Source organism: Azorhizobium sp. AG788 (genome assembly GCF_943371865.1).
GTDB lineage: Bacteria > Pseudomonadota > Alphaproteobacteria > Rhizobiales > Xanthobacteraceae > Azorhizobium.
In genome coordinates this window covers 49952-72729 of the sequence record NZ_CALRWL010000011.1, presented here as the reverse complement: position 1 = coordinate 72729, position 22778 = coordinate 49952, and the positions used below count along the sequence as shown (strand labels likewise).

The 22778-nt window shown below is 69.1% G+C and carries 22 protein-coding genes and 1 pseudogene; 15 read left to right on the top strand and 8 right to left on the bottom strand.

Annotated features, from left to right (window positions below):
- Positions 1 to 14: 14 nt before the first annotated feature.
- The 3 genes and pseudogenes from AAG816_RS09035 to AAG816_RS09025 form a co-directional block, all read right to left on the bottom strand.
- Positions 15 to 791, bottom strand: a pseudogene (locus AAG816_RS09035) (PAS domain-containing protein); the annotation flags it as partial.
- A 219-nt stretch (positions 792 to 1010) separates the two neighbouring features.
- Positions 1011 to 1376 (bottom strand): hypothetical protein, encoded by a 366-nt coding sequence (locus AAG816_RS09030; protein ID WP_341989274.1) that lies wholly within the window; start codon positions 1374 to 1376, stop codon positions 1011 to 1013.
- Between the two features lie 11 nt (positions 1377 to 1387).
- Positions 1388 to 1723 (bottom strand): metalloregulator ArsR/SmtB family transcription factor, encoded by a 336-nt coding sequence (locus tag AAG816_RS09025; protein ID WP_341989273.1) that lies wholly within the window; start codon positions 1721 to 1723, stop codon positions 1388 to 1390.
- Between the two features lie 261 nt (positions 1724 to 1984).
- On the opposite strand from AAG816_RS09025, the gene AAG816_RS09020 reads away from it, so the two are divergent.
- The 3 genes from AAG816_RS09020 to AAG816_RS09010 all read left to right on the top strand — a co-directional run bounded on the left by AAG816_RS09020 (position 1985) and on the right by AAG816_RS09010 (position 4390).
- The gene (locus tag AAG816_RS09020; protein WP_341989272.1) at positions 1985 to 2278 is read left to right on the top strand and encodes a hypothetical protein; all 294 of its coding nucleotides are present in this window, start codon (positions 1985 to 1987) and stop codon (positions 2276 to 2278) included.
- A gap of 30 nt (positions 2279 to 2308) precedes the next feature.
- Positions 2309 to 3289 carry a hypothetical protein gene (locus tag AAG816_RS09015; RefSeq protein ID WP_341989271.1) on the top strand — a complete coding sequence of 327 codons (981 nt, stop codon included), beginning with the start codon at positions 2309 to 2311 and terminating at the stop codon, positions 3287 to 3289.
- Positions 3290 to 3412: 123 nt separating this feature from the next.
- A complete protein-coding gene (locus tag AAG816_RS09010) occupies positions 3413 to 4390 on the top strand; it encodes a helix-turn-helix transcriptional regulator (RefSeq protein WP_341989270.1) in 978 nt (325 codons plus the stop codon).
- 49 nt (positions 4391 to 4439) lie between these two features.
- On the opposite strand, the gene AAG816_RS09005 is transcribed toward AAG816_RS09010, so the two are convergent.
- Positions 4440 to 5051, bottom strand: coding sequence for an arylesterase (locus AAG816_RS09005; protein ID WP_341989269.1), 612 nt, complete (start codon positions 5049 to 5051; stop codon positions 4440 to 4442).
- Positions 5052 to 5211: 160 nt separating this feature from the next.
- Between AAG816_RS09005 and AAG816_RS09000 the strand changes: the two genes are divergently transcribed.
- Positions 5212 to 5946 carry an ABC transporter ATP-binding protein gene (locus AAG816_RS09000; RefSeq protein WP_341989323.1) on the top strand — a complete coding sequence of 245 codons (735 nt, stop codon included), beginning with the start codon at positions 5212 to 5214 and terminating at the stop codon, positions 5944 to 5946.
- A 17-nt stretch (positions 5947 to 5963) separates the two neighbouring features.
- Positions 5964 to 8534 (top strand): FtsX-like permease family protein, encoded by a 2571-nt coding sequence (locus AAG816_RS08995; protein ID WP_341989322.1) that lies wholly within the window; start codon positions 5964 to 5966, stop codon positions 8532 to 8534.
- A gap of 73 nt (positions 8535 to 8607) precedes the next feature.
- On the opposite strand, the gene AAG816_RS08990 is transcribed toward AAG816_RS08995, so the two are convergent.
- Complete coding sequence (locus AAG816_RS08990; protein ID WP_341989268.1) at positions 8608 to 9075, bottom strand: cupin domain-containing protein; 468 nt, start codon at positions 9073 to 9075, stop codon at positions 8608 to 8610.
- Positions 9076 to 9310: 235 nt separating this feature from the next.
- Positions 9311 to 9865 carry a MarR family winged helix-turn-helix transcriptional regulator gene (locus AAG816_RS08985; RefSeq protein WP_341989267.1) on the bottom strand — a complete coding sequence of 185 codons (555 nt, stop codon included), beginning with the start codon at positions 9863 to 9865 and terminating at the stop codon, positions 9311 to 9313.
- Positions 9866 to 10001: 136 nt separating this feature from the next.
- Here AAG816_RS08985 and AAG816_RS08980 point away from each other — a divergent pair, with 136 nt between their 5' ends.
- The 10 genes from AAG816_RS08980 to AAG816_RS08935 all read left to right on the top strand — a co-directional run bounded on the left by AAG816_RS08980 (position 10002) and on the right by AAG816_RS08935 (position 21620).
- Complete coding sequence (locus AAG816_RS08980) at positions 10002 to 11309, top strand: amidohydrolase/deacetylase family metallohydrolase (RefSeq protein WP_341989266.1); 1308 nt, start codon at positions 10002 to 10004, stop codon at positions 11307 to 11309.
- Complete coding sequence (locus tag AAG816_RS08975; RefSeq protein WP_341989265.1) at positions 11306 to 12166, top strand: alpha/beta hydrolase; 861 nt, start codon at positions 11306 to 11308, stop codon at positions 12164 to 12166. The genes AAG816_RS08980 and AAG816_RS08975 overlap by 4 nt, the downstream gene beginning before the upstream one ends.
- The gene (locus AAG816_RS08970; protein ID WP_341989264.1) at positions 12163 to 14529 is read left to right on the top strand and encodes a xanthine dehydrogenase family protein molybdopterin-binding subunit; all 2367 of its coding nucleotides are present in this window, start codon (positions 12163 to 12165) and stop codon (positions 14527 to 14529) included. Before AAG816_RS08975 ends, AAG816_RS08970 begins: the two co-directional genes overlap by 4 nt.
- A complete protein-coding gene (locus tag AAG816_RS08965; RefSeq protein ID WP_341989263.1) occupies positions 14526 to 15380 on the top strand; it encodes an FAD binding domain-containing protein in 855 nt (284 codons plus the stop codon). The genes AAG816_RS08970 and AAG816_RS08965 overlap by 4 nt, the downstream gene beginning before the upstream one ends.
- Positions 15377 to 16597, top strand: a complete 1221-nt coding sequence (locus tag AAG816_RS08960) for a 2Fe-2S iron-sulfur cluster-binding protein (protein WP_341989262.1) — start codon at positions 15377 to 15379, stop codon at positions 16595 to 16597. The genes AAG816_RS08965 and AAG816_RS08960 overlap by 4 nt, the downstream gene beginning before the upstream one ends.
- Positions 16598 to 16668: 71 nt before the next feature.
- Positions 16669 to 17823: an ABC transporter substrate-binding protein gene (locus tag AAG816_RS08955; RefSeq protein WP_341989261.1), complete on the top strand. Its 1155-nt coding sequence runs from the start codon at positions 16669 to 16671 to the stop codon at positions 17821 to 17823.
- 351 nt (positions 17824 to 18174) lie between these two features.
- Positions 18175 to 19047, top strand: a complete 873-nt coding sequence (locus tag AAG816_RS08950; protein WP_341989260.1) for a branched-chain amino acid ABC transporter permease — start codon at positions 18175 to 18177, stop codon at positions 19045 to 19047.
- On the top strand, positions 19044 to 20078 hold the full coding sequence (locus AAG816_RS08945) for a branched-chain amino acid ABC transporter permease (RefSeq protein WP_341989259.1): 1035 nt from the start codon (positions 19044 to 19046) through the stop codon (positions 20076 to 20078). The genes AAG816_RS08950 and AAG816_RS08945 overlap by 4 nt, the downstream gene beginning before the upstream one ends.
- The gene (locus AAG816_RS08940; protein ID WP_341989258.1) at positions 20075 to 20893 is read left to right on the top strand and encodes an ABC transporter ATP-binding protein; all 819 of its coding nucleotides are present in this window, start codon (positions 20075 to 20077) and stop codon (positions 20891 to 20893) included. The genes AAG816_RS08945 and AAG816_RS08940 overlap by 4 nt, the downstream gene beginning before the upstream one ends.
- Positions 20886 to 21620, top strand: coding sequence for an ABC transporter ATP-binding protein (locus AAG816_RS08935; protein ID WP_341989257.1), 735 nt, complete (start codon positions 20886 to 20888; stop codon positions 21618 to 21620). The genes AAG816_RS08940 and AAG816_RS08935 overlap by 8 nt, the downstream gene beginning before the upstream one ends.
- 9 nt (positions 21621 to 21629) lie before the next feature.
- On the opposite strand, the gene AAG816_RS08930 is transcribed toward AAG816_RS08935, so the two are convergent.
- Both AAG816_RS08930 and cydB read right to left on the bottom strand, forming a co-directional pair.
- Positions 21630 to 21770, bottom strand: coding sequence for a DUF2474 domain-containing protein (locus AAG816_RS08930; RefSeq protein ID WP_341989256.1), 141 nt, complete (start codon positions 21768 to 21770; stop codon positions 21630 to 21632).
- Positions 21767 to 22774, bottom strand: coding sequence for a cytochrome d ubiquinol oxidase subunit II (cydB, locus tag AAG816_RS08925; RefSeq protein ID WP_341989255.1), 1008 nt, complete (start codon positions 22772 to 22774; stop codon positions 21767 to 21769). Before cydB ends, AAG816_RS08930 begins: the two co-directional genes overlap by 4 nt.
- Between the last annotated feature and the right edge of the window lie 4 nt (positions 22775 to 22778).

Genomic DNA, 22778 nt, shown 5'->3' with positions numbered 1-22778 from the left:
GCAGTCTTGCCGGAGCGATCGCTGATGTCGCGCATCACCCCGGCGAAGCCGACCACCGCGCCGTCGGTCCCGCGAATGGCATCGATGACCACATGCGCCCGCAGCACCGTGCCGTCCTTGCGCACCCGCCAGCCTTCCAGGGCGACCCGGCCGTCGCGGGCCGCCGCGGCCAGCACCGCCTGGGGCACGCCGGCATCGCGCTCTGCCTGGGTATAGAAGTGTGCCACGTTCATGCCCATGACTTCAGACGCGTCATAGCCGCTGATGCGCGCGGCGCCGGGGTTCCAGGTGGTCAGCCGGCCGTCGATGTCCAGCATATAGATGGCGCAGTCGGTCACGCTCTGCACCAGGATGCGGAACTGCTCCTCGCTGCGCCGCAGCGCTTCTTGTGCCGCCCGCAGTTCGGTAAGGTCGCGGGTGACCTTGGCAAAGCCCACCAGGGTTCCGAGCGGCGCGCGGATCGCATCGATCAGCACATGGGCCCAGAACCGGCTGCCGTTCTTGCGTACCCGCCAGCCCTCGCTCTCGAACCGCCCCTCTTTCGCGGCCAGGCTCAGGGCCTGTTCCGGCAGGCCGGCGCGGCGGTCTTCCTCGGTATAGAAGCGGGAGAAGTGGTCGCCGATGATCTCGGACGCCTGATAGCCCTTGAAGCGCCGGGCGCCGGGGTTCCAGCTCATGATCACGCCGTGCGGATTGAGCATGTAGATGGCGTAGTCGGAGATGGCCTCCACCAGCATGCGGTAGTGGCCCTCATCGGTGAGCGAGGCGTGATAGCGGTCCGCGCGCTCCATGACCGGGTCTCCCGCGATCGCCATGCGCCGGCCGTCCGCGTTCGCGGAGTAAGGGGCGACGCCGCCAGACTGAGCGGCGGCTTGAATCCCAGATCGTGCACAAGGCTAACACAGTTGTAGCACGGAGGGTCCACACGCGGGTACGGCGCCGCAGGGCGCCGCAAGCTACAGGCAAGCCGACAGGGGCGGCGCGGCGCCGCGCCCTGCCGTGTCCCGGCGTCAGCTGTTGGCGGTCACCACTTCCAGCGGGCCGTGGTCATCGCAATGGTCGCCATGGGGATGGTGAAGATGGCCATTCACCAGATAGTCGATGTGATCGCCATGGGGCACCGCTTCATGGCCGCAGCCGGGGCCATGGACATGCCCCGCTTCGTGGCCGCCGCAGTTGTGCTGCGGGGTGCAGGTGTCGGGATTGGTGGCGCTGATCTCGATCACATGCTCATCCACATGGTCGCCATGGGGATGATGGAGATGGCCGTCATGCAGATAGTCCACATGGTCGCCGTGCTTGACCGCGGTGTGTCCGCAATCGGCCCCGTGCGCATGGGGGTGGTCCGCGTGAATCTTGCAAGCATGATCAGACATGGTCGCTTCCCTTATTTATGGTCTTCATCAGTGGCCGGGTCGTGGCCCGGGTGGTGTTCGCAGGCATGGTCGATGGCGTTTTCGATCAGTTGCAGCACATGCTCGTCCGCCAATCGGTACAGGATGCTCTTGCCCTGCCGCTGCCGGGTGATGAGGCGGGCAGCGTGGAGGATCTGCAGCCGGGCGGAGACGGTGGACAATTTCTCCCCCTCCGCCTCGGCGATCGCCGAAACCGAAAGCTCGCCCTTTGACAGCAGGATCAGGGTCTTCAGCCGATAGCCGTCCGCCAGCGCGCTGAACATGCTCGCCGCCATTTCAATCTGCTGTTGGTCGGGATGAGCGTGCATCTCCTCGCCTTCTCAATCCAACAATCCATAGATCTATGGATTGTTGGAGTCAAGTCCTATGCGAGCCGCACCACCCGTCGTGCCCCTGTCACCAACCACGCGCAGGCCAGAGAGGCCTGCGCGTGCGGGAGCGTCTGCGCGCAACAGGAAGAAAACCGTCCGCCGGCGGGACAGGATCCGTGGCGGAACCGATCGGTTTCGAAACCGCAGGTGTGCGGCGGTTTTGGTCGCTTGGGAGAGCGGAAATTGGAGGAGCGGATCATGTCCATCATTGCCACGTCCTGCGTCACGTCCGCCTTGGGTGCGGTCCTGCTGCTGGTGGCCGGTGCCGGCACCGCCGGCGCCCAGCAGTCTTCGGACGATGTGAAATGGATCAGCCAATGCGTGAAGGACAACAAGGATGAGGGCCCATCGGCGCCGGTGATCCTCGCCTATTGCACCTGCATGAACAACAAGATGCCCGAGAGCGAAACCCGCTCGATCACGCAATGGGAAAAGGCCAATCCACGCACCATGGAGGCGTGCAGCGCCGAAGCCGGCTGGAAGGGCAAGTAGGCCCCGGGGGGCATGGGCTGGGGACGGTGGATGTCCGCGATATCACAGCCTGTGGCGGCGGAGCCGGCGGCGCCCCCGCCGGCGCCGAGCGCGAGCCAGACGCAGTCCGGCGCCGTGGAGGATCTGATGGCGCAGGTGCAGGGCGGCGCCGTGGAGGCGACCCGTGCCCTTGATCTATTGGCCGACCTGTCCCGCCCGGCCGGCGCATCCCTGGCGACCCTCAGCACGGTGGCGCGGGCCATCGCCGTGCTGCGCGATGCGGGCGAGATCAGCGACCGCCAAGTGGTGCGCGCGCTGGCCGGGCAATGTCTGGTCGCCGCCATGCTGATCGATGCCGACGATCCGGCCGGCACCGCCGCCATGTTCCGCGAGGCGCTGTGCGAGCGCGTGCGGGCCGAGGGCACGCCCGTCCTGGCTTCCGTCAGCGCGGCGGTGGTCGGCGCCGTGGCGGCGGGGCGCGGCGAATTGCGCCTGGATCAAGCCGTGTACGCCTTGGCCAGCTTCGCCCATCTGGGCCATCCCTTCTGTCTCGATGATGTGGCGCGGTCGCTGGCCCGGCTGCCGCTGAGCGATCGAACCGCCGTCCATCTCCTGCGGCAGGTCATTCTTCGCGGCCCCGCCGAGCACCGCCCCGGCGCCGGCGCCCTGCTGCTGACCTTCGCCCGCGCGCGGTCCATGTCCGACGCCCAATTGCTGGGCGCGCTGGCGGACCCGGATCCCTGCGCCGCGGTTCGGCTCCTGGTCGCGCTCCTGGGGCAGAACGATGCCGCCACCGCCAATCCCGGCCGGCCGCCGCTGGGCTGGGATGTCATCGCCATTGGGCTGCATTGGCTGGTGGCCGAGGGCGTCAGCCCCGATCGCCTGCTCGCCGCCGTGGCGGCGGAGACCGTGGGCCTCCCCGGCCATCTGTCGGCGATCCTGACCGGCATGGCCCGGAAAATCGCCATGCCATCGGCGCGGCCAGCGCATGCCCCGTGGCATCCCCATGGCTGGCCGACGCCTCCCGCCTGACGCCCCCCAGGCGCCGCACGGTAACGACGGTGGCCGCACGCCTATGGGCATGTGGCGGCTGGCAGCTGCCCCAAGGGCAGAAACGGTATATAGGTCGCTGAGGATCTCTTCAGCGGCGTGCCCATGCTCACCTTCAGCACCGAAGATCTTCGCGTGCAGGATCGCTTCGACCATTGGTGCGAGGTGCGCGGCAGAAGCCTGTTCGGCGTCACCATCGAACTGGAGCGGGAGCGCCGCGCCGCCTTCCACGGCCGCTTCGTGGCGCGGGCGTTCGGCGGCGCCATCGTGTCCGAAATGCACGCCTCGTGCTATCGCATCCGCCGGACCGAAGCGGACATCGCGCAGCGACCGGGGCAGAGCCTGTGCATCGGCCTTCAGGTGCGCGGGCCGGGCTGGCTCGAAACCGGACGGGTGCCGGTGCAGAGCGTCGCGGCCAGCGAACTGACCATCGCCCATTCCGACATGGCGTTTCATGCGGTGCCGGCGCACTGGGGCAGTTTCGAATATCACATGCTGAAGATCCCCATTTCCGGCGAGATCCTGCTGGATGCGCGAGCTCACGATCTGCATGCGGCCAAGCTTCCGGCCAGCGCGCCGGCGGCGCGGGCGCTCCGGGCGCTATTCGGGGTGGTGGTGCGGGGCCATGCCCCGCTGCGGGATCCGGTGGCCGATGTGGCGCACGCGGCCCGTCTGGCCCTGATCGCCCGCGGGCGCCTGCCGGCGGGTTCACCCGAGGGCCGCGCCGCCCTGCGGGCCGGGCTGCTCTATGCGGCCCGCGACATCCTGGTGCGTGACATGGCCCAGCCGAAGCTCTCGCCGACGCGGGTGGCGCAGGAACTGGGCATCTCCCTGCGCCAGGTGCATGTGCTGTTCGAGCCGACCGGCCGGTCATTCTCGCGCACCCTGACGGATATCCGGCTGGAGGCGGCGCGGCGCCTGCTGGGCAGCGCCCCCGCGATGCCCATCATCGCCCTTGCCTACGCCTGCGGGTTCGAGAGCCTGTCGGTGTTCTATCGGGCGTTCCAGGCCGCCTACGGACTCACCCCGCGCGAGCTGCGGCGCGCGCCGGCCGAACCGGCGCACCGCGACGCCCACCCCTGACTGCGCCGCAGCGCCCTCCGCCAGCGAAGGGCGCTACGGCGGCCTCGGTCTATTTCCGGCTTCCGCCGGCCTGGGCGATCAGCTTTTCCACGTCCGGCAGGATGCCGGCGACGATGCGGTCCACCCCCGCGGCGGTGGGGTGCAGGCCGTCCGGCTGGATCACCGCGCGGTCTCCGGCCACGCCCTCCAGGAAGAAGGGATAGAGCAGCAGGGCGTTCTGCCGCGCCAGATCGGGGAAGATGGCGTCGAACGTGCGCTGATAGTCGGCGCCGAGATTGGGCGCCGCCCGCATGCCGGCCAGCAGGATCGGCAATTGGCGCGCCTTGAGGCGGGCGATGATCTCAGTCAGGTTCTTGCGGGTGAGGGCGGGATCCTGGCCGCGCAGCATGTCGTTGGCGCCCAGTTCCACGATCACCGCATCGGTGCCGGCGGGCACCGACCAGTCGAGGCGGGCCAGCCCGGCGCTGGTGGTATCGCCGGAGACGCCGGCATTGGCCACGCTCACATCATAGCCGCGGGCCTTGAGGGCGGCTTCCAGCTTGGCGGGAAAGGCGTCCGGCCGGGGCAGGCCATAGCCGGCGCTGAGGCTGTCGCCGAAGGCGACGAGGCGCAGGGTCTTGGCGCTCGCCGGCAGCGCTGACGCGAACGTGACTGCGATCATCAGGGCCAGAAGCCTTCCCGTTGCCTTGATCCATGCCGCATATGACGGAACGGGAGACCCGCGCCGCGCCCCATGGGCGGGGCCGACCGGCTTGTGGTCCGCCGGCGGCGGCGCCACGTATCCCTCAACACGTCTCTTACCCATGGCGAACGCCTCCGGCATGAACAGCTTCTCCTTCCCGGCCCCTGCGGCCGCAGCGCCCGTCTCCCCCGCCATCGACCTGCGCGATGTGGATCTCTCCCTCGGCAGCGGGGCCGCCCGCGTGCATGTGCTCAAAGGCGTCAGCTTGTCCATCGCGCCGGGCGAGACGGTGGGGCTGGTGGGGCCTTCGGGGTCGGGAAAATCCACGTTGCTGATGGTCATGGCCGGATTGGAACGGGTGGACAGCGGTTTGGTTCGGGTCGCTGGCGCAGATGTGACAACGCTGAACGAGGATCGCCTCGCCCGCTTTCGTGGAGCGCATGTGGGTATTGTGTTCCAGTCTTTCCACCTCATCCCCACCATGACCGCGCTGGAGAATGTGGCCATCCCGCTGGAACTGGCCGGGCGGGCCGATGCCTTCGCCCGCGCCGCGGTGGAACTAGAGGCGGTGGGGCTGGGCCATCGGCTGAGTCATTATCCGGCGCAGATGTCGGGCGGCGAGCAGCAGCGCGTGGCGGTGGCCCGCGCTTTGGCCCCCGAGCCGCCGATCCTGGTGGCGGACGAGCCCACCGGCAATCTGGACGAGGCCACCGGCCAGCAGATCATGGATCTGCTGTTCGCGGCCCATCGGGCGCGCGGCACCACTCTGGTGCTGGTAACCCATGATGCGGGCCTGGCGCGGCGGTGCAGCCGGGTGGTGCGGCTGCGCTCCGGCGTGATCGAGGGCGAGCCGGCGGAACGGGTGGAGGCATGAGCCCGCCCGTCTCTCCGATGCCGGTGACGTCTGCCCCGGGCCTGTCCGGTGCGGGCACGCTCCGGGTGGCGCTGCGGTTCGCGGCGCGCGAATTGCGCGGCGCCAAGCGCGGCTTCGGCATTTTCCTGGCCTGCCTGGCGCTGGGGGTGATGTCCATCGCCGGGGTCGGCTCGTTCGCTCGCGCCCTCACCGATGGCCTTGCCCGCGAGGGCCGGGCGATCCTGGGCGGGGATGCCGCCTTCACTTTGATCCAGCGCGAGGCGAGCCCGGCGGAGCAGGCGGTGCTGCATGCGGCCACCGGCAGCGTCGGCCGGGTGGCGCTGCTGCGGGCCATGGCGCGGGCGCCGTCGGGCGCCGCCACTTTGGTGGAAATGAAGGGGGTGGACCGCACCTATCCGCTGGTGGGCACGCCGGAACTGGCGCCCTCTCTGCCGCTGGCCGATGCCTTGGCCGAGCGGGCCGGGGTCTATGGGGCGGTGGCAGACGAGACCTTGTTCTCGCGCCTCGACCTGAAGGTGGGCGACCGCATCCAGGTGGGCGCCGCCACCCTGGAACTGCGCGCGGTGCTGGCCAGCGAGCCGGACCGGCTGTCGTCCGGCGTCGGCTTCGGGCCGCGCCTGCTGATCTCGGATGCGGCCTTGCCGGCCACCGGATTGATCCAGCCCGGCAGCCTGGTGCGCTGGAGCTATCGGGTGGCGTTGGCGGACAGCAGCCCCGCCGCGCTCACCGCTCTCGTGGAAAAGGTGCGGGCCGGGGCGCCGGAGGCGGGCTTCGAAGTGCGCACCCGCGATGCCGCCTCGCCGCAGCTGGAGCGCAACGTCAAGCGCATCGCCCAATATCTGACCCTGGTGGGCCTCACCGCTTTGCTGGTGGGCGGGGTGGGGGTGGCCAATGCGGTCTCCTCCCATCTGGCGGAAAAGCGCGAGGTGATCGCCACCCTGAAGGCGCTGGGGGCCACGCGCGGCACCATCTTCGCCACCTATTTCCTGGAAGTGGCCATGATCGCCGCCTTGGGCATCGGCCTCGGGCTGGTGCTGGGCGCGGCGGTGCCGTTCGTGGCGGCCGGCGTGATGGCGGCCTACATCCCATTCCCCCTGTCGCCGCATCTCGATCCCTGGGCCTTGCTGTTCGCGGCGCTCTATGGGGCGCTGGTGACCATCGCCTTCACCTTGTGGCCGCTGGCGCGGGCGCAGGAGGCGCCGGTCTCGGCCCTCTTCCGCGATGAGATCGGCACCCGCCGGAGCTGGCCCTCGCTGGTCTATGTGGCCGGTTGCGCGCTCGCGGTGGCGGCCCTGGTGGCTCTGGCGCTGGCCACCGCCGAGGATCTGCGCTCGGCGCTGATCTTCCTCGCCGCGGCGGCGGCGGTGTTCGTGATGCTGCGCGGCGTGGCGGCGGGGATCATGGCTTTGACCCGGCGGCTGCCGCGCCCGCGCAACACCATGGCCCGGCTGGCCCTGGCCAATATCCACCGGCCCGGCGCGCTCACCCCCACGGTGGTGCTGTCGCTGGGACTGGGGCTGTCGCTGCTCACCGCCATCGCCTTGATCGACCGCAGCCTGACGGCGGAGATTTCCGGATCGCTGGCGGAGAAGGCGCCCAGCTTCTTCTTTGTGGACGTGCCCAGCGAGGACCAGGCGGCGTTCGCCGCCTTCATCGCCCAGAACGCCCCCGGCGCCGATTATCGGGCGGTGCCCATGCTGCGCGGGCGCATCACCGCGCTCAACGATATCCCCTCCGAGGAGGTCAAAGCCGCCCCCGATGCCGCGTGGGTGCTGCAGAGCGACCGCGGCATCTCGTTCGGCGACGACATGCCGGAAGGCTCCAAGCTGGTGGCCGGACGCTGGTGGCAGCCGGGGGAAACCGAGCCGCAGGTCTCGTTCGACCGCAAGCTGGCGGAGGGGCTGGGGCTGAAGCTCGGGGACAAGGTGACGGTGAACGTGTTGGGTCGCCCCATCACCGCGACGCTCGCCAATTTCCGCGAGGTGAAATGGGAGCGGCTCGGCATCAATTTCGTGATGCAATTCTCCCCCGTCACCTTTGCCGGGGCACCCTATTCGGTGCTGGCGACCCTGACCTTTCCCGAAGGCGCGGGCTCGGCGCCGGAACTGGCCTTCATGCGCCAGGTGGCGCAGGCCTATCCCGGCGTGACCACGGTGCGGGTGAAGGAGGCGCTGGACCAGGCCAACAAGATGATCGGCGATCTGTCGTTCGGCATCCGCATCGCCAGTCTGGTGACGCTGCTCACCTCGGTGCTGGTGCTGGCCGGGGCGCTGGCGGCGGGGCATCAGCACCGGGTCTATGATGCGGTGATCCTGAAGACCCTGGGCGCCACCCGCGCGCGGCTGGTGGGGGCCTATGCGCTGGAATATGCCGGGCTGGGATTGGCGACGGCGGTGTTCGCCATCGCCGCCGGCACGCTGGCCGCCTTCTTCGTGGTGACGCGGGTGATGGACATCGCCTTCACCTTTGCCCCCGGAGCGGCGGCGTTCGCGGTGGCCCTGGCGCTGGCCTTCACCGTGGGCTTCGGCCTGCTGGGCACCTGGCGGGCGCTGAGCCAGCCGCCGGTGCGGGTGCTGCGGCATCTGTGAGCAGCACGGGGCGCGCCGATCCCCGTCCGCCGCCCGGGTCAGGCGGGCGGGGGCCGCCGCCCGGTTGCCGCGCTCACTCGACGAGCGCCGGGCCGAGGAACTCCACCCCCCAGCGGGCGCCATAGGCGCTGAGGTCGGGTGACTTCCAGCCGCCGCCGGCGCCGGCCACCATGCGGATTCCGCCGAAGAAGGCGCTGGCATCCATGCCTGGCACATACATGGTGCTCAGCATGGCGGGGTCGGACCCGACGTTGAGATAGGCGCTGGTGGCCCGGCGGGGCACATGCACCACGTCGCCGGCTTTGGCGTAAAATCGCGTGTCATCAACCGCGAACAGAAAGCGGCCGGACAGGATGCGCAGCACTTTGGCTTCTCGGAAGCGGTGCAATGGCGGGCCGAAGCCGGGGGCGCAGATGGAGTCCACCACCGTAATCGCCCCGTCGGACAAAGGCGGCGGCAGCCGGATCCGCAGTTCCATGCCCATTTCAGGAACGATAATGGGCGCCTCGGTGCCACCGGAGTGCCAGAGGGAAGACGTCAAGACCAAAACTCCCGAGCCGCCGCGGTACCGCGCGGCGTGAATACGATCGGCGGCACCTTGGCGCCCGGAGCTTGCGCCAGACAGGCCTGGGGCATGCGTCCGGCGCTGATCGCAAAGGCGATCACCCTGGGCGGTAGCACAGTGTCGATGCCGTTACGTCACGTGTGCGCGGGTGACGCTACAGTGCCGCCGCCCGATATTTGTCCTTGATTTGGATCAATTCTAAGGCGATCGCCTAGAATGCGGGCAGCGTCGGCGGCTCGCCCCGGTCGCCGAAAGCCGCCACCACCCGCTTCAGCAGCGCCACCAGCGCCGCGCCGTCCTCCACCCCCAGCGGCGCCAGGGTTTGCGCGTGGGCGCGGCGGGCGTCGGCCTCCATGGCGCCATGCAGGGCGCGGCCGGCGACGGTGAGCCGGCAGCGGTGCGAGCGCCGGTCCTCTGCCGATTTGCCCCGCTGCACCAGCCCGCGCGCCTCCAGCCGTTTCAAGGCGCCGGTGGTGGTGGTGCGGTCCAGCGCCACCATGGCGGCCAGCGTGGTCTGGTCGGCGCTGTCGCAGGCGCACAGGGCCGAGAGCAGGCTGTATTGCAGCGGCGTCACCTTGTGGGCGGCGCAGATCTCCGCGAACAGCGCCACATGGATCTGGTGCAGCCGGCGGATGAGGAAGCCCGGGCGATCCTCCAGCGGCCAGGGATGCAGCAATGCCAACGCGTCATCACCGGGGGCCGCCGGCTGGTCCGCGGCCGTGTTCGGGCCGGTGGTCGCGGTTTTCTCGCCTCTGCCGATTGCCATCGCGTCCTCGTCCGATCGTCCTGCCACCATTCCTGGCATGCCTCATGCAAGGAGGCAAATACGAAGCATGCTTCGCTTTTTCGAGGCCGTCGTCCATCGAAGGCCTCACCAAGCGCATAACAGGAGGCACGACCCCATGACCGACGTAACCGGAACCGAGGCAGCCGGCATCCACGCATTGGGATATGACCTGCTGCTGCGCGGCGGGCGGGTGATCTGCCCAACCTCGGGCATCGACGGCCTGTACGACGTGGCGGTGCGCGACGGCCGCATCGCAGCGGTGGCTGAAACCATTCTGCCCTCCAGCGCCGCCGAGGTGATCGATGTCTCCGGCAAGCTGGTGCTGCCGGGCATGATCGATACCCATGGCCACGTCTATCAATATGTCACCGGCCGCTTCGGCCTGAACCCGGACATGGTGGGCGTGCGCTCCGGCGTCACCACCGTGGTGGACCAGGGCGGCCCCTCCTGCATGACCCTGCCGGGCTTCCGGCACTTCATCGCCGAGCCCGCCGAGACCCGCATCTATGCCTTCCTCTCCGCGTATCTGGTGGGCGGGCTGGAAGGGCATTTCTATCCCAATCTCTACAGCCCGGACGGGGTGGACATCGACGCCACCGTGCGCGCGGCCAATGCCAACAAGGATCTGGTGCGCGGCATCAAGGGCCATGCGGAGATCGGCGGTTTTGCCCGCTGGGGCATCAAGGTGATGGAGATGGCCGCCGAGATCGGCCGCCAGACCAATCTGCCGCTCTATGTGCATTTCGGCACCCTGTGGGGCCTGCCGGAAAGCGGCGCCAATGGCGAAGACGCCGACACCATTATTGAGCGGGTGATCCCGCTGCTGAAGGAAGGCGACGTGCTCGCCCATCCCTTTACCCGCCATCCGGGCGGCTTCGTGAACCAGCAGGGCGAGGTGCACCACATCATCCAGCGGGCGCTGGATCGCGGCCTGAAGGTGGATGTGGGCCACGGCAGCCACTTCTCCTATCGCCTGGCCAAGAAGGCGCTGGCGGCGGGCGTGGTGCCGCACACCTTGGGCGCCGACATGCACGGCTACAACACCGAAGTGCCCCCGCCCGCCGGCACCCCGCCGGAGCACTATGACGACGAGAACCACCCCTTCAAGGGCCAGGCCCGCTTCAGCCTGACCCAGGCCATGAGCTCCATGCTGGCGCTGGGCCTGCCGCTGGAACAGGTGGTGCCCATGGTCACCTCAAACCCGGCCAAGATGCTGGGCCTGACCGACCGCATCGGCGCCCTGACCCCCGGCTTTGCCGCCGACATCTCGGTGCTGCACGATGATCGCGGCCGCTTCCTGCTGCGCGACAATGAGGACACCCGCGTGGTGGCCGAGCGCCTGTTGCGCCCGGCCTTCTGCCTGCGCGCCGGCCGCCGCTTCGACGCGGACTCGCCGATCCTGCCGGCGGCGGTGGCGGCGTGAGCGCGCAGGCGGCCGCGCCGACCCCGCAAACGGTCTGGGGCAGCTTGTCCCAGGCCGAGCGGGATGCGGCCTATAACAACAATCTGGCGGTGCCCGACAGCGCCGCCTGGGTGACGGCGCGCGATGAAGCCGCCAGCGCCTATCGCGCCGCGCATGCCGCCCATCTGGACGTGCCTTATGGGCCGGGCGCGCGGCAGAAGCTCGATCTCTATCCGGCGGCGGACCCCGCCGCGCCGTGTCTCGTCTTCATCCATGGCGGCTATTGGCAGCGCAATTCCCGCGTGCTGTTCGCCGCTTTTGCCGAGGGCGCAGCGGCGGCGGGCTGGTCGGTGGCGATGCCCAGCCATACCCTGGCCCCGGAGGCGTCGCTTGCGGCCATCGTGACCGAGATCGGCAGCGCGCTGGACGTGCTGAAGGCGGACGGGCCGGCGCACGGCATCGCCGGGCCGCTGGTGGTGTCCGGCTGGTCGGCGGGCGGGCATCTGGCGGCGCTGCATCTGGCCCATCCGGCGGTGACGGCGGGCCTTGCCATTTCCGGCGTGTTCGAGCTGGGGCCGCTGCGCGACACCTTCCTCAACACCGCGCTCAAGCTTACCGACGATGAGATCGCCACTCTCTCGCCGCTGCGGCTGCCGGTGGTGAAGAAGCCGCTCGCCATCGCCTATGGCACGGCGGAAGTGCCGGCTCTGGTGGCCGATGCCCGCGCCCTCCATGCCCTGCGCGCCGGTGCCCATGCGCCGGGGCCGCTGGTTCCGGTGGTGGGGGCCAACCACTTTTCCATCCTGGAGGAATTGCGCCGCCCCGGCGGCCTGCTGGTGCGCACCGCCCAGGCCATTCTGGGAGATGCGCTGGCATGAGCGCGCGCTCATCATCGGGCGAGGGCGTCGGCGCCCGCCTGCCGCGCAAGGAGGACGACCGCCTCATGCGCGGGCGCGGCCAGTTCGTGGGCGACATCAAGTTGCCGGGCATGCAGGACGTGGCCTTCGTGCGCAGCCCGCTTGCTCATGCGCGCATCCGCGGCATTTCCATTCCCCCGGCGGATCGCCACCGGGTGTTCATCGCCGCCGATCTGGAGGGGGTGAAGCCCATCCGCGCCGTGTCCGGCCTGCCGGGGTTCAAGGTCTCCGAGCAGCCGGTGCTGGCCACCGGCAAGGTGCGGCAAGTGGGCGAGCTGATCGCCATGTGCGTCGCCCCCACCCGCGCGGAAGCCGAGGACATCGCCGCCCGCGTGACGCTGGATCTGGACGAACTGCCCGCCGTCTCCGACATGATCGCCGCCCGCGCGCCCGGCGCGCCTTTGGTGCATGAGCACTGGGGCGACAATGTCTTCCTGGAGACCTTGGTCGACATCAATATGGCCGCCGCTCTGGACGCCCCCATCAAGGTCTCGCGCACCATCTCCACCGCCCGCCAGTGCATGGCGCCCATCGAGGGCCGCGGCGTGGTGGTGCATCTGGATCATCGCGCCGACCAGATGGTGTTCCATACCGCCAGCCAGATGCCGCATATCGTGCGCACCGGCCTCGCCGAATGCCTGGGCCTGGAGGAAGGCCGCATCCGCATCGTCTCGCCCGACGTGGGCGGCGGCTTCGGATACAAGGCCATATTGCTGGCGGAGGAGGTGTGCCTGGGCTGGCTGGCACAGCGCTGCGGCCATCCTCTGCGCTGGCTGGAGGATCGCCGCGAGCATCTGACCGCCAACGCCAATTGCCGCGAGCACCATTACGAGATCACCCTCTATGCCGACCGCGACGGCACCTTGCGCGGCGTGGAGTGCGAGGCGACGGTCGATAGCGGCGCCTATTCCGCTTATCCCTTTTCCGCGTGTCTGGAAGCGGCGCAGGTGGCGAGCATTCTGCCCGGCCCCTATGACTTTCCCGCCTTCCGCTGCCGCACCTGGTCGGTGGCCACCAACAAATGCCCGATCCTGCCCTATCGCGGCGTGGCGCGCACCGGCGTGTGCTTCGCTTTGGAACTGGCGCTGGACGCGGTGGCCGCCGCCGCCGGCCTTGCCCCCGAAGTGGTGCGGCTGAAAAACCTGGTGCGGCCCGAGCAGATGCCGTTCAACAACATCACCGCCAAGCATTTCGACAGCGGCGATTATCCCCAGGCGCTTGAGCGGGCGCTCATTTCCATCGATGCGGCCGGCGTGCGCGCCCGGCAGGCGCGCGGCGAAGACGACGGCCGGCGCATCGGTCTCGGCCTCTCCATCTATTGCGAGCAGGCGGCGCACGGCACTTCGGTCTATTCCGGCTGGGGCATTCCCATGGTGCCGGGCTTCGAGCAGGCCGGCGCCCGCTTCACGCCCGATGGCGGCCTGGAACTGCGCATCGGCGCCCATTCCCACGGCCAGGGGCTGGAGACGACGCTCGCCCAGGTGGCGCATGAGATCCTCGGCGTGCCGGTGGCGCGCACCCGCCTGGTCCATGGCGACACCGCCATGACGCCGTATTCCACCGGCAGCTGGGGCTCGCGCGTGATGGTGATGGCCGGCGGCGCGGTCGCCACCGCCTGCACCGAATTGGCCGAGCGCGCCCGCCGCATCGGCGCCCATCTCTTGCAAGCGGATCTCACCGACGTGCGGGTAGCCGACGGCCGGGTGATCGGCCCCACCGGCGACGTATCGCTCTCGCAGATCGCGCACATCTGGTATCGCCGGCCGCAGGACCTGCCCCCCGGCGTGGATGCGGGCGGGCTGGAAGTCACCGCCGGCTACAAGCCGGTGCGCGACAGCGGCACCTTCAGCTATGCCGCCCATGCGGTGGTGCTGGCGGTGGACCCGGCATTGGGCGCGGTGGAGATCCTCGACTACGTCATCGTCGAAGATGGCGGCACCCTGGTGAATCCCCTGGTGGTGGACGGCCAGATCTATGGCGGCCTCGCTCAGGGGCTGGGCACCGCGCTCTATGAGGAGATGCGCTTCGATGCCGCCGGCCAGCCCTTGGCCTCGACGCTCGCCGACTATCTGCTGCCCGGCGCCGCTGAGGTGCCGGAGCCGCGCATCGACCATATGGAGACGCCCTCGCCCTACACCCGCTTCGGTGTGAAGGGCATTGGCGAGGGCGGCGCCATCGCCCCGCCGGCGGCGGTGGCCAATGCCATCAATGACGCGCTGCGCCCGCTGGGCGTGGAGATGCTGCACTCGCCCGTCACCCCGCGCCGCATCGTCGACGCCATCCTGGCGGCGCGCGCCGCCCTCAGCCGGAGGGACGCCGCATGAAGCCCGCGCCCTTCGCTCTGCATCGCCCGCGCGATCTCACGGAAGCCCTCGCGCTGCTCGCGCCCGGCGGGGCGGTAAAGATCATGGCCGGGGGCCAGTCTCTGGGTCCCATGCTCAATCTGCGTCTCGCCGAGCCCGATCTGGTGCTGGACATCGCCGGTCTCGCTGAATTGCGCACTTGCGCCCGCGACGGCGAGGCGCTGGTGCTGGGCGCCTTGGTGACCCATGCGGACATCGAGGATGGCCGCATCGCGCTCGGCGATGACAGCGACCCGCTCGCCGCGCTGCTGGCGCGGGTGGCGGGGGGCATCGCCTATCGCGCCGTGCGCAATCGCGGCACCATTGGCGGGAGCCTGTGCCATGCGGACCCCGCCGCCGATTGGGTGAATTCGCTCAGCGCGCTGGATGCGTCCGTCGAGCTGGCCGGCCCCAACGGCCGCCGCCGTCTGGCGCTGGGCGATTTCCTCACCGGCGCCCTCTCCACCGCGCTGTGGCCGGGCGAGATGCTGGTGGCGGTGCGCCTGCCGGTGCCCGCGCCCACCGCCCGCTTCGGCTATGTGAAGCATGCCCGCAAGGTGGGCGAGTTCGCCCATGCCATCGGCGTGGCGCTGATCGACCCCGCGCGCGGCACCGCTTGTCTGGTGATGGGCGCGCTGGATCGTCCGCCGGTGGTGATCGCGGACGGTCGGGCCTGCCTGGGGGCGCATTTCGCGCTCGACATGAGCGCCGCCGATGCCGCCTTGCGCGCGGCGGGCGTGACGGACGCCACCGACCGCCATGTGCATGGGGAAGTGCTGCGCCGCGCTGTTGTGCAGGCGTTGCAATCGGATCAGGAAAGGGCCGCCGCATGAGCGTGCATCAGCTCATCGCCCCCGAGGCGCAGACGGTCGCACTCACCGTCAACGGCAGCGCCGTCTCGGCCTTGGTGGAGCCGCGCACCCATCTGGCGGATTTCGTGCGCGAGGACCTCAACCTCACCGGCACGCATCTGGGCTGCGAGCATGGGGTGTGCGGCGCCTGCACCGTGTTGCTGGATGGCGAGCCGGCCCGCGCCTGCCTCACCTTCGCCGGTAGCTGCGGCGGGGCAAGCGTCACCACCATCGAGGGTCTGGATGACGATGAAGTGGCGGGCGAATTGCGCGCCGCCTTCAATCGCGAGCATGCGCTGCAATGCGGCTTCTGCACGCCGGGCATGCTGGTCTCCGCCCGCGATCTGGTGCTGCGCCTGCCCGAGGCGGACGAGCGCCGGGTGCGCCTGGGGCTGAGCGGCAACCTCTGCCGCTGCACCGGCTATGTGGGCATCGTGCGGGCGGTGCTGGCGGTGATCGCCGATCGCCGTGCGCGCGGCATTCCCGCGCAGATCGCCGGACGAGGGCTTGGTCCGGTGGGCGCCCATGCAAGCACGGGGGAGGGGGCGCCCGTCGCCCCCCTGGCCGTTAGCATCGCACCCGTTGTGCGGTTGAGCCCGATCCCGGCGCCGCTCATCGACGCCGCATTCGTCCCCGCCCACAGCTTCGAGCAAATGCTGACGCTCGCTCAACCGCCGGACGCGGTGTTCGCCGTGTTCTCGCGCATCCCCGAGGTGGCGGCCTGTCTGCCCGGCGCCTTCGTGGAGGCGATGCCGACGCCGGAGCAGGTGGTGGGCGGCATGCGCATCCAGATCGGCCCCATCGGCGCCACCTTCCGCGGCGCGGCGCAGGTGACGCGGGATGAGGCCAATCTGAGAGGCCGCATCGTCGGCGCGGGCGCCGATGCCGGCGGGCGTTCCGCCACCCAGGGCGAGGTGCGCTACCAGGTGCGTCCCGGCGCGGCGCCGGGCACCAGCGAAGTCCTGCTGTCCGTGGGCTACACGCTGAAGGGGCCGCTGGCGCAGTTCGGCCGCCCCGGCCTGGTGCGCGACATCGCCGGGCGGCTCACCGCCGATTTCGCTCGCAATCTGGAAGCCCTCATGGCGGGGGCGCCGCCTGCCGCCGCAACGCGCACCGGGCTCAATCCGCTGCGTCTGCTCCTCGCGCTGGCCGCCGCCCGGCTGGCCCGCTGGCGAACGCCGCGCGTCGGCCCGCCCTAGCCCGTTTTTACCGCCCACGCCTGCTTGCGCCTGCCCCTTCACCCGTTTCACGTTCACCCCAGGAGACCGCGATGACGACACCGTTCCGCTTTGCCTCGCTTGCCGCCTTGTCGCTGACCCTTTTGGCCAGTGCGGCCTCCGCCCAGACCATCAAGATCGGCGTCAACGAGCCGCTCACCGGCCCGTTCGCCGCCTCCGGCACCTATGTGGTGAACGGCGCCAAGATCGCCGCCGACGAGATCAACGCCAAGGGCGGCGTGCTCGGCAAGAAGATCGAATTGGTGATCGAGGACAATAAGAGCAACCCCACCGAGGCGGCAGCCGTTGCTGAAAAGCTGATCACCTCCGACAAGACCCCGGTGATGATGGGCGCCTGGGGCTCCAGCCTGACGCTCGCGGTGATGCCCAAACTGATGGATTATGAAGTGCCCATGCTGGTGGAGACCTCCTCCTCCGGCAAGATCACCACCTCGGGCAATCCCTATATCTTCCGCATCTCGCCGCCCTCGGCGCTGGAGGCGGAACTGTTCGCGCCCAAGGTGGACAAGCTGGGCCTGAAGAAGGTGGATTTCCTGGTCATCAACAATGACTGGGGCCGCGGCGCCTCGCTGGATTTCGGCGCCATGTTCAAGACCAAGGGCGTGCAGGTGGGCCTGGTGGAGACCATGGACCCTGCGGCGCAGGACATGAGCGCGCAGCTGGCCAAGATCAAGGCCTCCGACAGCGACACCATCATCATCACCACGGCGGTGGACCAGCTGACCCTCATCTTCAAGCAGATGGCGGCGCTGGGGCTTAAGAAGCGGGTGATCACCACCGGCGGCTCGCAGAATCCGGACCAGATCATCGCCCAGGCCGGGGCGGCGGCCGAGGGCACCATGCACCTCACCACCTTCCTGCCGTGGGATCCGGCCCAGACCCCCGATCCCGCCGCCACCGCTTATTTCCTCGGCGAGTGGAAGAAGCGCGGCTTCGAATTCGCCGGCGCCACCGAGAGCTTCCGCGGCTATGACGGCATCCGCACCATCGCCGCCGCCATCGAGAAGGGCGGCGCCGCCGAGCCGAAGGCGATCCAGAAGGGGTTCTGGGAAGTGAAGCTCACCGGCCTCAACGGCCCCATCGCCTTCGCCAAGTCCGGCCCCGAAGGCAAGGAGAGCGGCCAGAGCAAGCCTCTGGTCTATCTCATCAAGATCGAGGGCGGGAAGGTCAGCCTGGTCAATCTCTGACGGGCTGTGCCGGCAGGGGCGCAGGTCCCTCCCTTGGTCATGGCCGGGCTCGGCCTGGAGGGGTGCTCCTAGCCCTTCCTCCACACCCTCTCCATTCGTCATGGCCGGGCTTGTCCCGGCCATCCACGCGGTTGGGCTTGGACACGTCCTCTGACGTTGGCGCAAGCCGCGCGGCGTGGATGCCCGGCACAAGGCCGGGCATGACGACCGGTAGAGTCATTCGGGTCTGACGACCGAGGGCGCATCGAGCGCCTTTGTGGTCGCAAACGGCCACCAATCCCCGCCCGGCGCCGTGCCGGGCGGGGCCTTCTCTGACCAATTCCTGATCTTCCGCTCATTTCGGAGCCGCCCGTGACGCAAGCCCTGCAACATCTCGCCAATACGCTGGTGCTCGGCGGCACCTATGCGCTGCTGGGCATCGGCCTGACGCTGATCTTCGGCATCATGAATGTGGTGAATTTCACCCATGGCGCGCTTTATACCTTCGGCGCCTATGCCGCCTACATCGCCTCGGTGGCGCTGGGGCTGGACTTCTTCCTGGCGCTGCCGGTGGCCATCCTCGCCGGGCTGGTGCTGGGGGCGGTGATCGAGTTCGTGCTGCTGCGCCCGCTGCGCGGCTCGGATATCGATACCACCATGCTGGTGATGATCGGCGCCGGCATCATCCTGCAATCGGGCACATTGTGGATCTTCGGCGGCGTCGCCAAAGCCATTCCCTCGCCCTTTCCCGATGCGCCATTGCAGATCGGCCCGGTGTCCTTGTCCTGGCTGCGGGTGTTCGTGTTCGCCGCCGCGCTGGCGCTGATCGCGATCACCTATGGCGCCATCAACGGCACCAAATTGGGCCGGGCCATGCGCGCCAGCTTCCAGGATGCGGACACGGCGGCGCTGATGGGGGTGAATGTGGGCTTCATCTACACCGCCACCTTCGCCATCGGCTCCAGTCTGGCTGCTGCCGCCGGCGCCTTGCTGGGGCCGGTCTATGTGGTGTTCCCGCAGATGGGCGATCTGGCGGCGGTCAAAGCCTTCGCCATCGTCATTCTCGGCGGGCTCGGCTCCATCACCGGCGCCACCATCGGCGGCTTTATCCTTGCCTTGGCGGAGGAATTTGGGGCCGGCTACGTGTCCTCGGGCTATCGCGACGCCATGGGCTTTCTCATCATCATCGCGGTGCTGCTGGTCAAGCCCACCGGCCTGTTCGCCCGCGCGGAGCGGATCGGATGATGCGCTATTTCCCCCTTCTCCTCCTGGTCATCCTGGCGCTGCTGCCGCTGGGCTTGAGCGATCCCTATCTGCTCAATGCGCTGATCCAGACCGGCATCTTCACCATCGGCGCCATGAGCCTCAATCTGCTGCTGGGCTATACCGGCCAGCTCAGCCTCGGGCATGTGGCCTTCTTCGGCATCGGCGCTTATGTGAGCGCGCTCACCGCGCTGGGCTTCGATGCGGAGCTGCTGTTCGGCTGGCGGGTGGTGCATGAGCCGTGGCCGCCGGTCGTCGGCTTCGTCCTGGCGGTGTTGATCGCCGGCGCAACGGGCTATCTGGTGGGGCGGCTGTCGTTCCGGGTGCGTGGGGCCTATTTCGTTATCGTCACCATCTCGTTCGCCGAAGTGGTGCGGCTGGTGGCGCTGAATTGGGTGGAGCTGACCCAGGGGCCGCTGGCGCTCACCGGCATTCCCGCCATGCGCCTCGGCTTGCCGGGCGTGGGCGAGATGATCTTCCGCACCAAGGTGCAGAATTATTATCTGGTGCTGGCGGTGGCGGCGCTCAGCTATCTGGTGGTGATGCGCTTCACCCGCTCGCGCTTCGGCCGCGCCATGCGCGGGCTGAAGGAGAATGAGGCACTCGCCCTCTCCGTGGGGGTGAATGCCACCCGCACGCTGACCATCGCCGCCACAGCCTCTGCCGCCATGGCCGGGGCGGCGGGCTCGCTTTATGCGCATTATTTCCGCATCGTCGATCCGGATATCTTCATCTTCGCCACCACGGTGACCATGGTCATCATGGTGGTGAGCGGCGGCAAGGGCACCTTGGCCGGCCCGGTGGTGGGCGGGCTGATTTTCGGCCTTCTGCCGGTGGCGCTGCGGCCGGTGATGGCGCCGGAGGCGCAGTGGATCGTCTATGGCGCGGTGCTGATCCTGATCCTGTTCGTGATGCCCCGCGGCATCGTGCCGAAGCTGGAGGATCTGTTCGCCCCCCGCCGCCGGAAACCGATGGCGGCGCCCAAACCCCTGGAAGCGGAGGGCCAGCCATGAGTGTTTCGGTCAGCGAAGCAAAGCCCATCCTGTGCGTGGATCACGTGGCGGTGCGCTTCGGCGGCCTCACCGCCATCGCCGATCTGCATTTCGACGTGCGCCCCGGCGAGATCCTCAGCCTCATCGGCCCCAATGGCGCCGGCAAGACCACGGCGTTCAACGTCATCACCGGCTTCCTCAAGCCCACGCAGGGGGAGGTGCGGTTCCAGGGCGTGCCGCTGGCGGGGCTGAAGCCGCACGCCATCACCCGGCTGGGGCTGGCGCGCACCTTCCAGCGCACCAGCGTGTTCGCCAATGACACGGTGCTGGAGAATGTGCTGATCGGCCTCCATCGCGAGGGCTCGGGGCGGCTGATCGACGCCATCTTCAACCTGCCGCGCGAGCGCGCCGCCGAGCGCGCGGCGCGGGACACGGCCTATGGCATTCTCGATCTGGTGGGCCTGGCCCACCGGGCGGACGAGATGGCGGGGGCCTTGTCCTATGGCGAGCAGCGCCTGGTGGGGGTGGCGCTGGCGCTGGCCACCCGCCCGGCCATGCTGCTGCTGGATGAGCCGGTATCGGGCATGAATGCCTCCGAGACCCAGGTGTTCGTGCAATTGCTGCGCACCATCCGCGCGCGCGGCGTCACCATCCTTTTGGTGGAGCACGACATGCCCATGGTGATGGAGGTGTCCGACCGCATCGTGGTGCTGAACTATGGCCGCCTCATCGCCGAAGGCCCGCCGGCGGCGATCCGCGCCAATCCGGCGGTGATCGAGGCCTATCTGGGCAAGAGCGCCGCCAAAGCGGCAGAGCAGGAGGCCGCCCATGCTTGAGATCACCGATCTGGTCTGCGCCTACGGGCAGGTGAGCGCGCTCAAGGGCCTGTCGCTGGAGGTGGGAGCGGGGCGGCTGGTGGCTTTGGTGGGCGCCAATGGCGCCGGCAAGTCCACCACCTTGCGCGCCATCTCCGGGCTGGTGAAGCCGCGCTCCGGCACGATCCGGTTCGAGGGCCAGGATGTCACCGGCGCTGATCCCCGCCGCATGCTGGCTTTGGGCATCGCCCATTGCCCGGAAGGCCGGCGGGTGTTTCCGCATATGAGCGTGGCGGAAAATCTCGCCATGGGCGCCTATCTGCGCAATGACCCCGCCGGGGTGCGGGCGGATTATGCGCGGGTCTACAACGACTTTCCCCGCCTGGCCGAGCGTCGCTCTCAGGCGGCGGGCACGCTGTCGGGCGGCGAGCAGCAAATGCTGGCCATCGGCCGGGCGCTGATGTCGCGGCCCAAGCTGGTGCTGTTCGATGAGCCCTCGCTGGGGCTGGCGCCGAACATCGTCGAGCAGGTGCTCACCATCATCCGCGCCATCCGCGATGGCGGCGCCACCGTGCTGCTGGTGGAGCAGAATGCCTATGCGGCGCTGGAACTGTGCGACCACGCCTATCTCTTGGAGGCGGGGCGCATCGTCATGGAGGGCTCCGGCGAGGCGCTGATCGCCGATCCCCATGTGCGCGCCGCCTATCTGGGCGGCGAGGTGGAGGCGGCGGACCGCATCAGCGCCTGAGCCCCGCAGCTAGGGGGAGAGCCCCACGCTGCGCATGATCACGCGGAACGCCAGGGCGAACAGCCCCAGCGCGCCGACGCTCAGCGCCCAGATCAGCACCAGCCAGCCGATCCGCTTCAGCCAGGAGGGGCGCTCGGCGGCGGGGGTCAATGGTAGCCCTCCCCCGCCTTCACCTTGCCGCGGAACACATAATAGGACCACGCGGTATAGGCCAGGATGATGGGGATGATGAACAGCGCCCCCACCAAAGTGAAGCCCATGCTCTCGGCCGGGGCGGCGGCGTCCCAGATGGAGACCGAGGGCGGGATGATGTTGGGATAGAGGCTGATGGCCAGCCCACTATAGCCGAAGAACAACAGCGCCAGGGCCAGCAGGAACGGCGCGGCATGGGTCTCCCGCTGCAGCACCTTCAGCATCAGAGCCACCGTGCCCAGCACCAGCACCGGAATGGGCGCGAAGAAGAACAGGTTCGGCAAGGTGAACCAGCGCTGCGCCACCTCTTCATGCACCAGCGGCGTCCATAGGCTCACCAGGCCGATCACCACCAGCAGCGCCAGAGTGATGGGCCGGGCCAGCGCCACCATGCGCGCCTGCAGATTGCCTTCGGTCTTCATGATCAGCCAGGTCGCACCGAGCAGCGCATAGGCCACCAGCAGCGACAGGCCGGTGAAGATGCTGAACGGGGTCAGGAACTCCAGCGCCCCGCCGTCATAGGACGGGCCGGTGACGGTGAAGCCGTTGATGAAGGCGCCGAGGCACACCCCTTGCGAGAAGGTGGCGATATAGGAGCCCCAGGCGAAGGCATGGTCCCAGAACCATTTGTGGCTCTCGTCCGCCTTGAAGCGGAACTCGAACCCCACCCCGCGCCAGATCAGCCCGGCCAGCATGGTCACCAGCGGCAGATAGAGCGCGCTCAGCAGCACCGAATAGGCCAGCGGAAACGCCGCCAGCAGGCCGGCGCCGCCCAGCACCAGCCAGGTCTCGTTGCCGTCCCACACCGGGGCGACGGTGTTGACCATGGTGTCGCGGTCGGTGCGATCCTGCACGAACGGGAACAGGATGCCGATGCCGAGGTCGAAACCATCCATGACCACATACATCATCAGGCCGAAGCCGATGATGCCGGCCCAGATGAGGGGGAGATCGATGCCCATGTGC

Bases quoted from the DNA above. Each gene is read 5' to 3' on its own strand.
- AAG816_RS09030 (WP_341989274.1), bottom strand. From the start codon at position 1,376: ATGTCTGATCATGCTTGCAAGATTCACGCGGACCACCCCCATGCGCAC.
- AAG816_RS09025 (WP_341989273.1), bottom strand. From the start codon at position 1,723: ATGCACGCTCATCCCGACCAACAGCAGATTGAAATGGCGGCGAGCATG.
- AAG816_RS09020 (WP_341989272.1), top strand. From the start codon at position 1,985: ATGTCCATCATTGCCACGTCCTGCGTCACGTCCGCCTTGGGTGCGGTC.
- AAG816_RS09015 (WP_341989271.1), top strand. From the start codon at position 2,309: ATGTCCGCGATATCACAGCCTGTGGCGGCGGAGCCGGCGGCGCCCCCG.
- AAG816_RS09010 (WP_341989270.1), top strand. From the start codon at position 3,413: ATGCTCACCTTCAGCACCGAAGATCTTCGCGTGCAGGATCGCTTCGAC.
- AAG816_RS09005 (WP_341989269.1), bottom strand. From the start codon at position 5,051: ATGATCGCAGTCACGTTCGCGTCAGCGCTGCCGGCGAGCGCCAAGACC.
- AAG816_RS09000 (WP_341989323.1), top strand. From the start codon at position 5,212: ATGAACAGCTTCTCCTTCCCGGCCCCTGCGGCCGCAGCGCCCGTCTCC.
- AAG816_RS08995 (WP_341989322.1), top strand. From the start codon at position 5,964: ATGCCGGTGACGTCTGCCCCGGGCCTGTCCGGTGCGGGCACGCTCCGG.
- AAG816_RS08985 (WP_341989267.1), bottom strand. From the start codon at position 9,865: ATGGCAATCGGCAGAGGCGAGAAAACCGCGACCACCGGCCCGAACACG.
- AAG816_RS08980 (WP_341989266.1), top strand. From the start codon at position 10,002: ATGACCGACGTAACCGGAACCGAGGCAGCCGGCATCCACGCATTGGGA.
- AAG816_RS08970 (WP_341989264.1), top strand. From the start codon at position 12,163: ATGAGCGCGCGCTCATCATCGGGCGAGGGCGTCGGCGCCCGCCTGCCG.
- AAG816_RS08965 (WP_341989263.1), top strand. From the start codon at position 14,526: ATGAAGCCCGCGCCCTTCGCTCTGCATCGCCCGCGCGATCTCACGGAA.
- AAG816_RS08960 (WP_341989262.1), top strand. From the start codon at position 15,377: ATGAGCGTGCATCAGCTCATCGCCCCCGAGGCGCAGACGGTCGCACTC.
- AAG816_RS08955 (WP_341989261.1), top strand. From the start codon at position 16,669: ATGACGACACCGTTCCGCTTTGCCTCGCTTGCCGCCTTGTCGCTGACC.
- AAG816_RS08945 (WP_341989259.1), top strand. From the start codon at position 19,044: ATGATGCGCTATTTCCCCCTTCTCCTCCTGGTCATCCTGGCGCTGCTG.
- AAG816_RS08940 (WP_341989258.1), top strand. From the start codon at position 20,075: ATGAGTGTTTCGGTCAGCGAAGCAAAGCCCATCCTGTGCGTGGATCAC.
- AAG816_RS08935 (WP_341989257.1), top strand. From the start codon at position 20,886: ATGCTTGAGATCACCGATCTGGTCTGCGCCTACGGGCAGGTGAGCGCG.
- cydB (WP_341989255.1), bottom strand. From the start codon at position 22,774: ATGGGCATCGATCTCCCCCTCATCTGGGCCGGCATCATCGGCTTCGGC.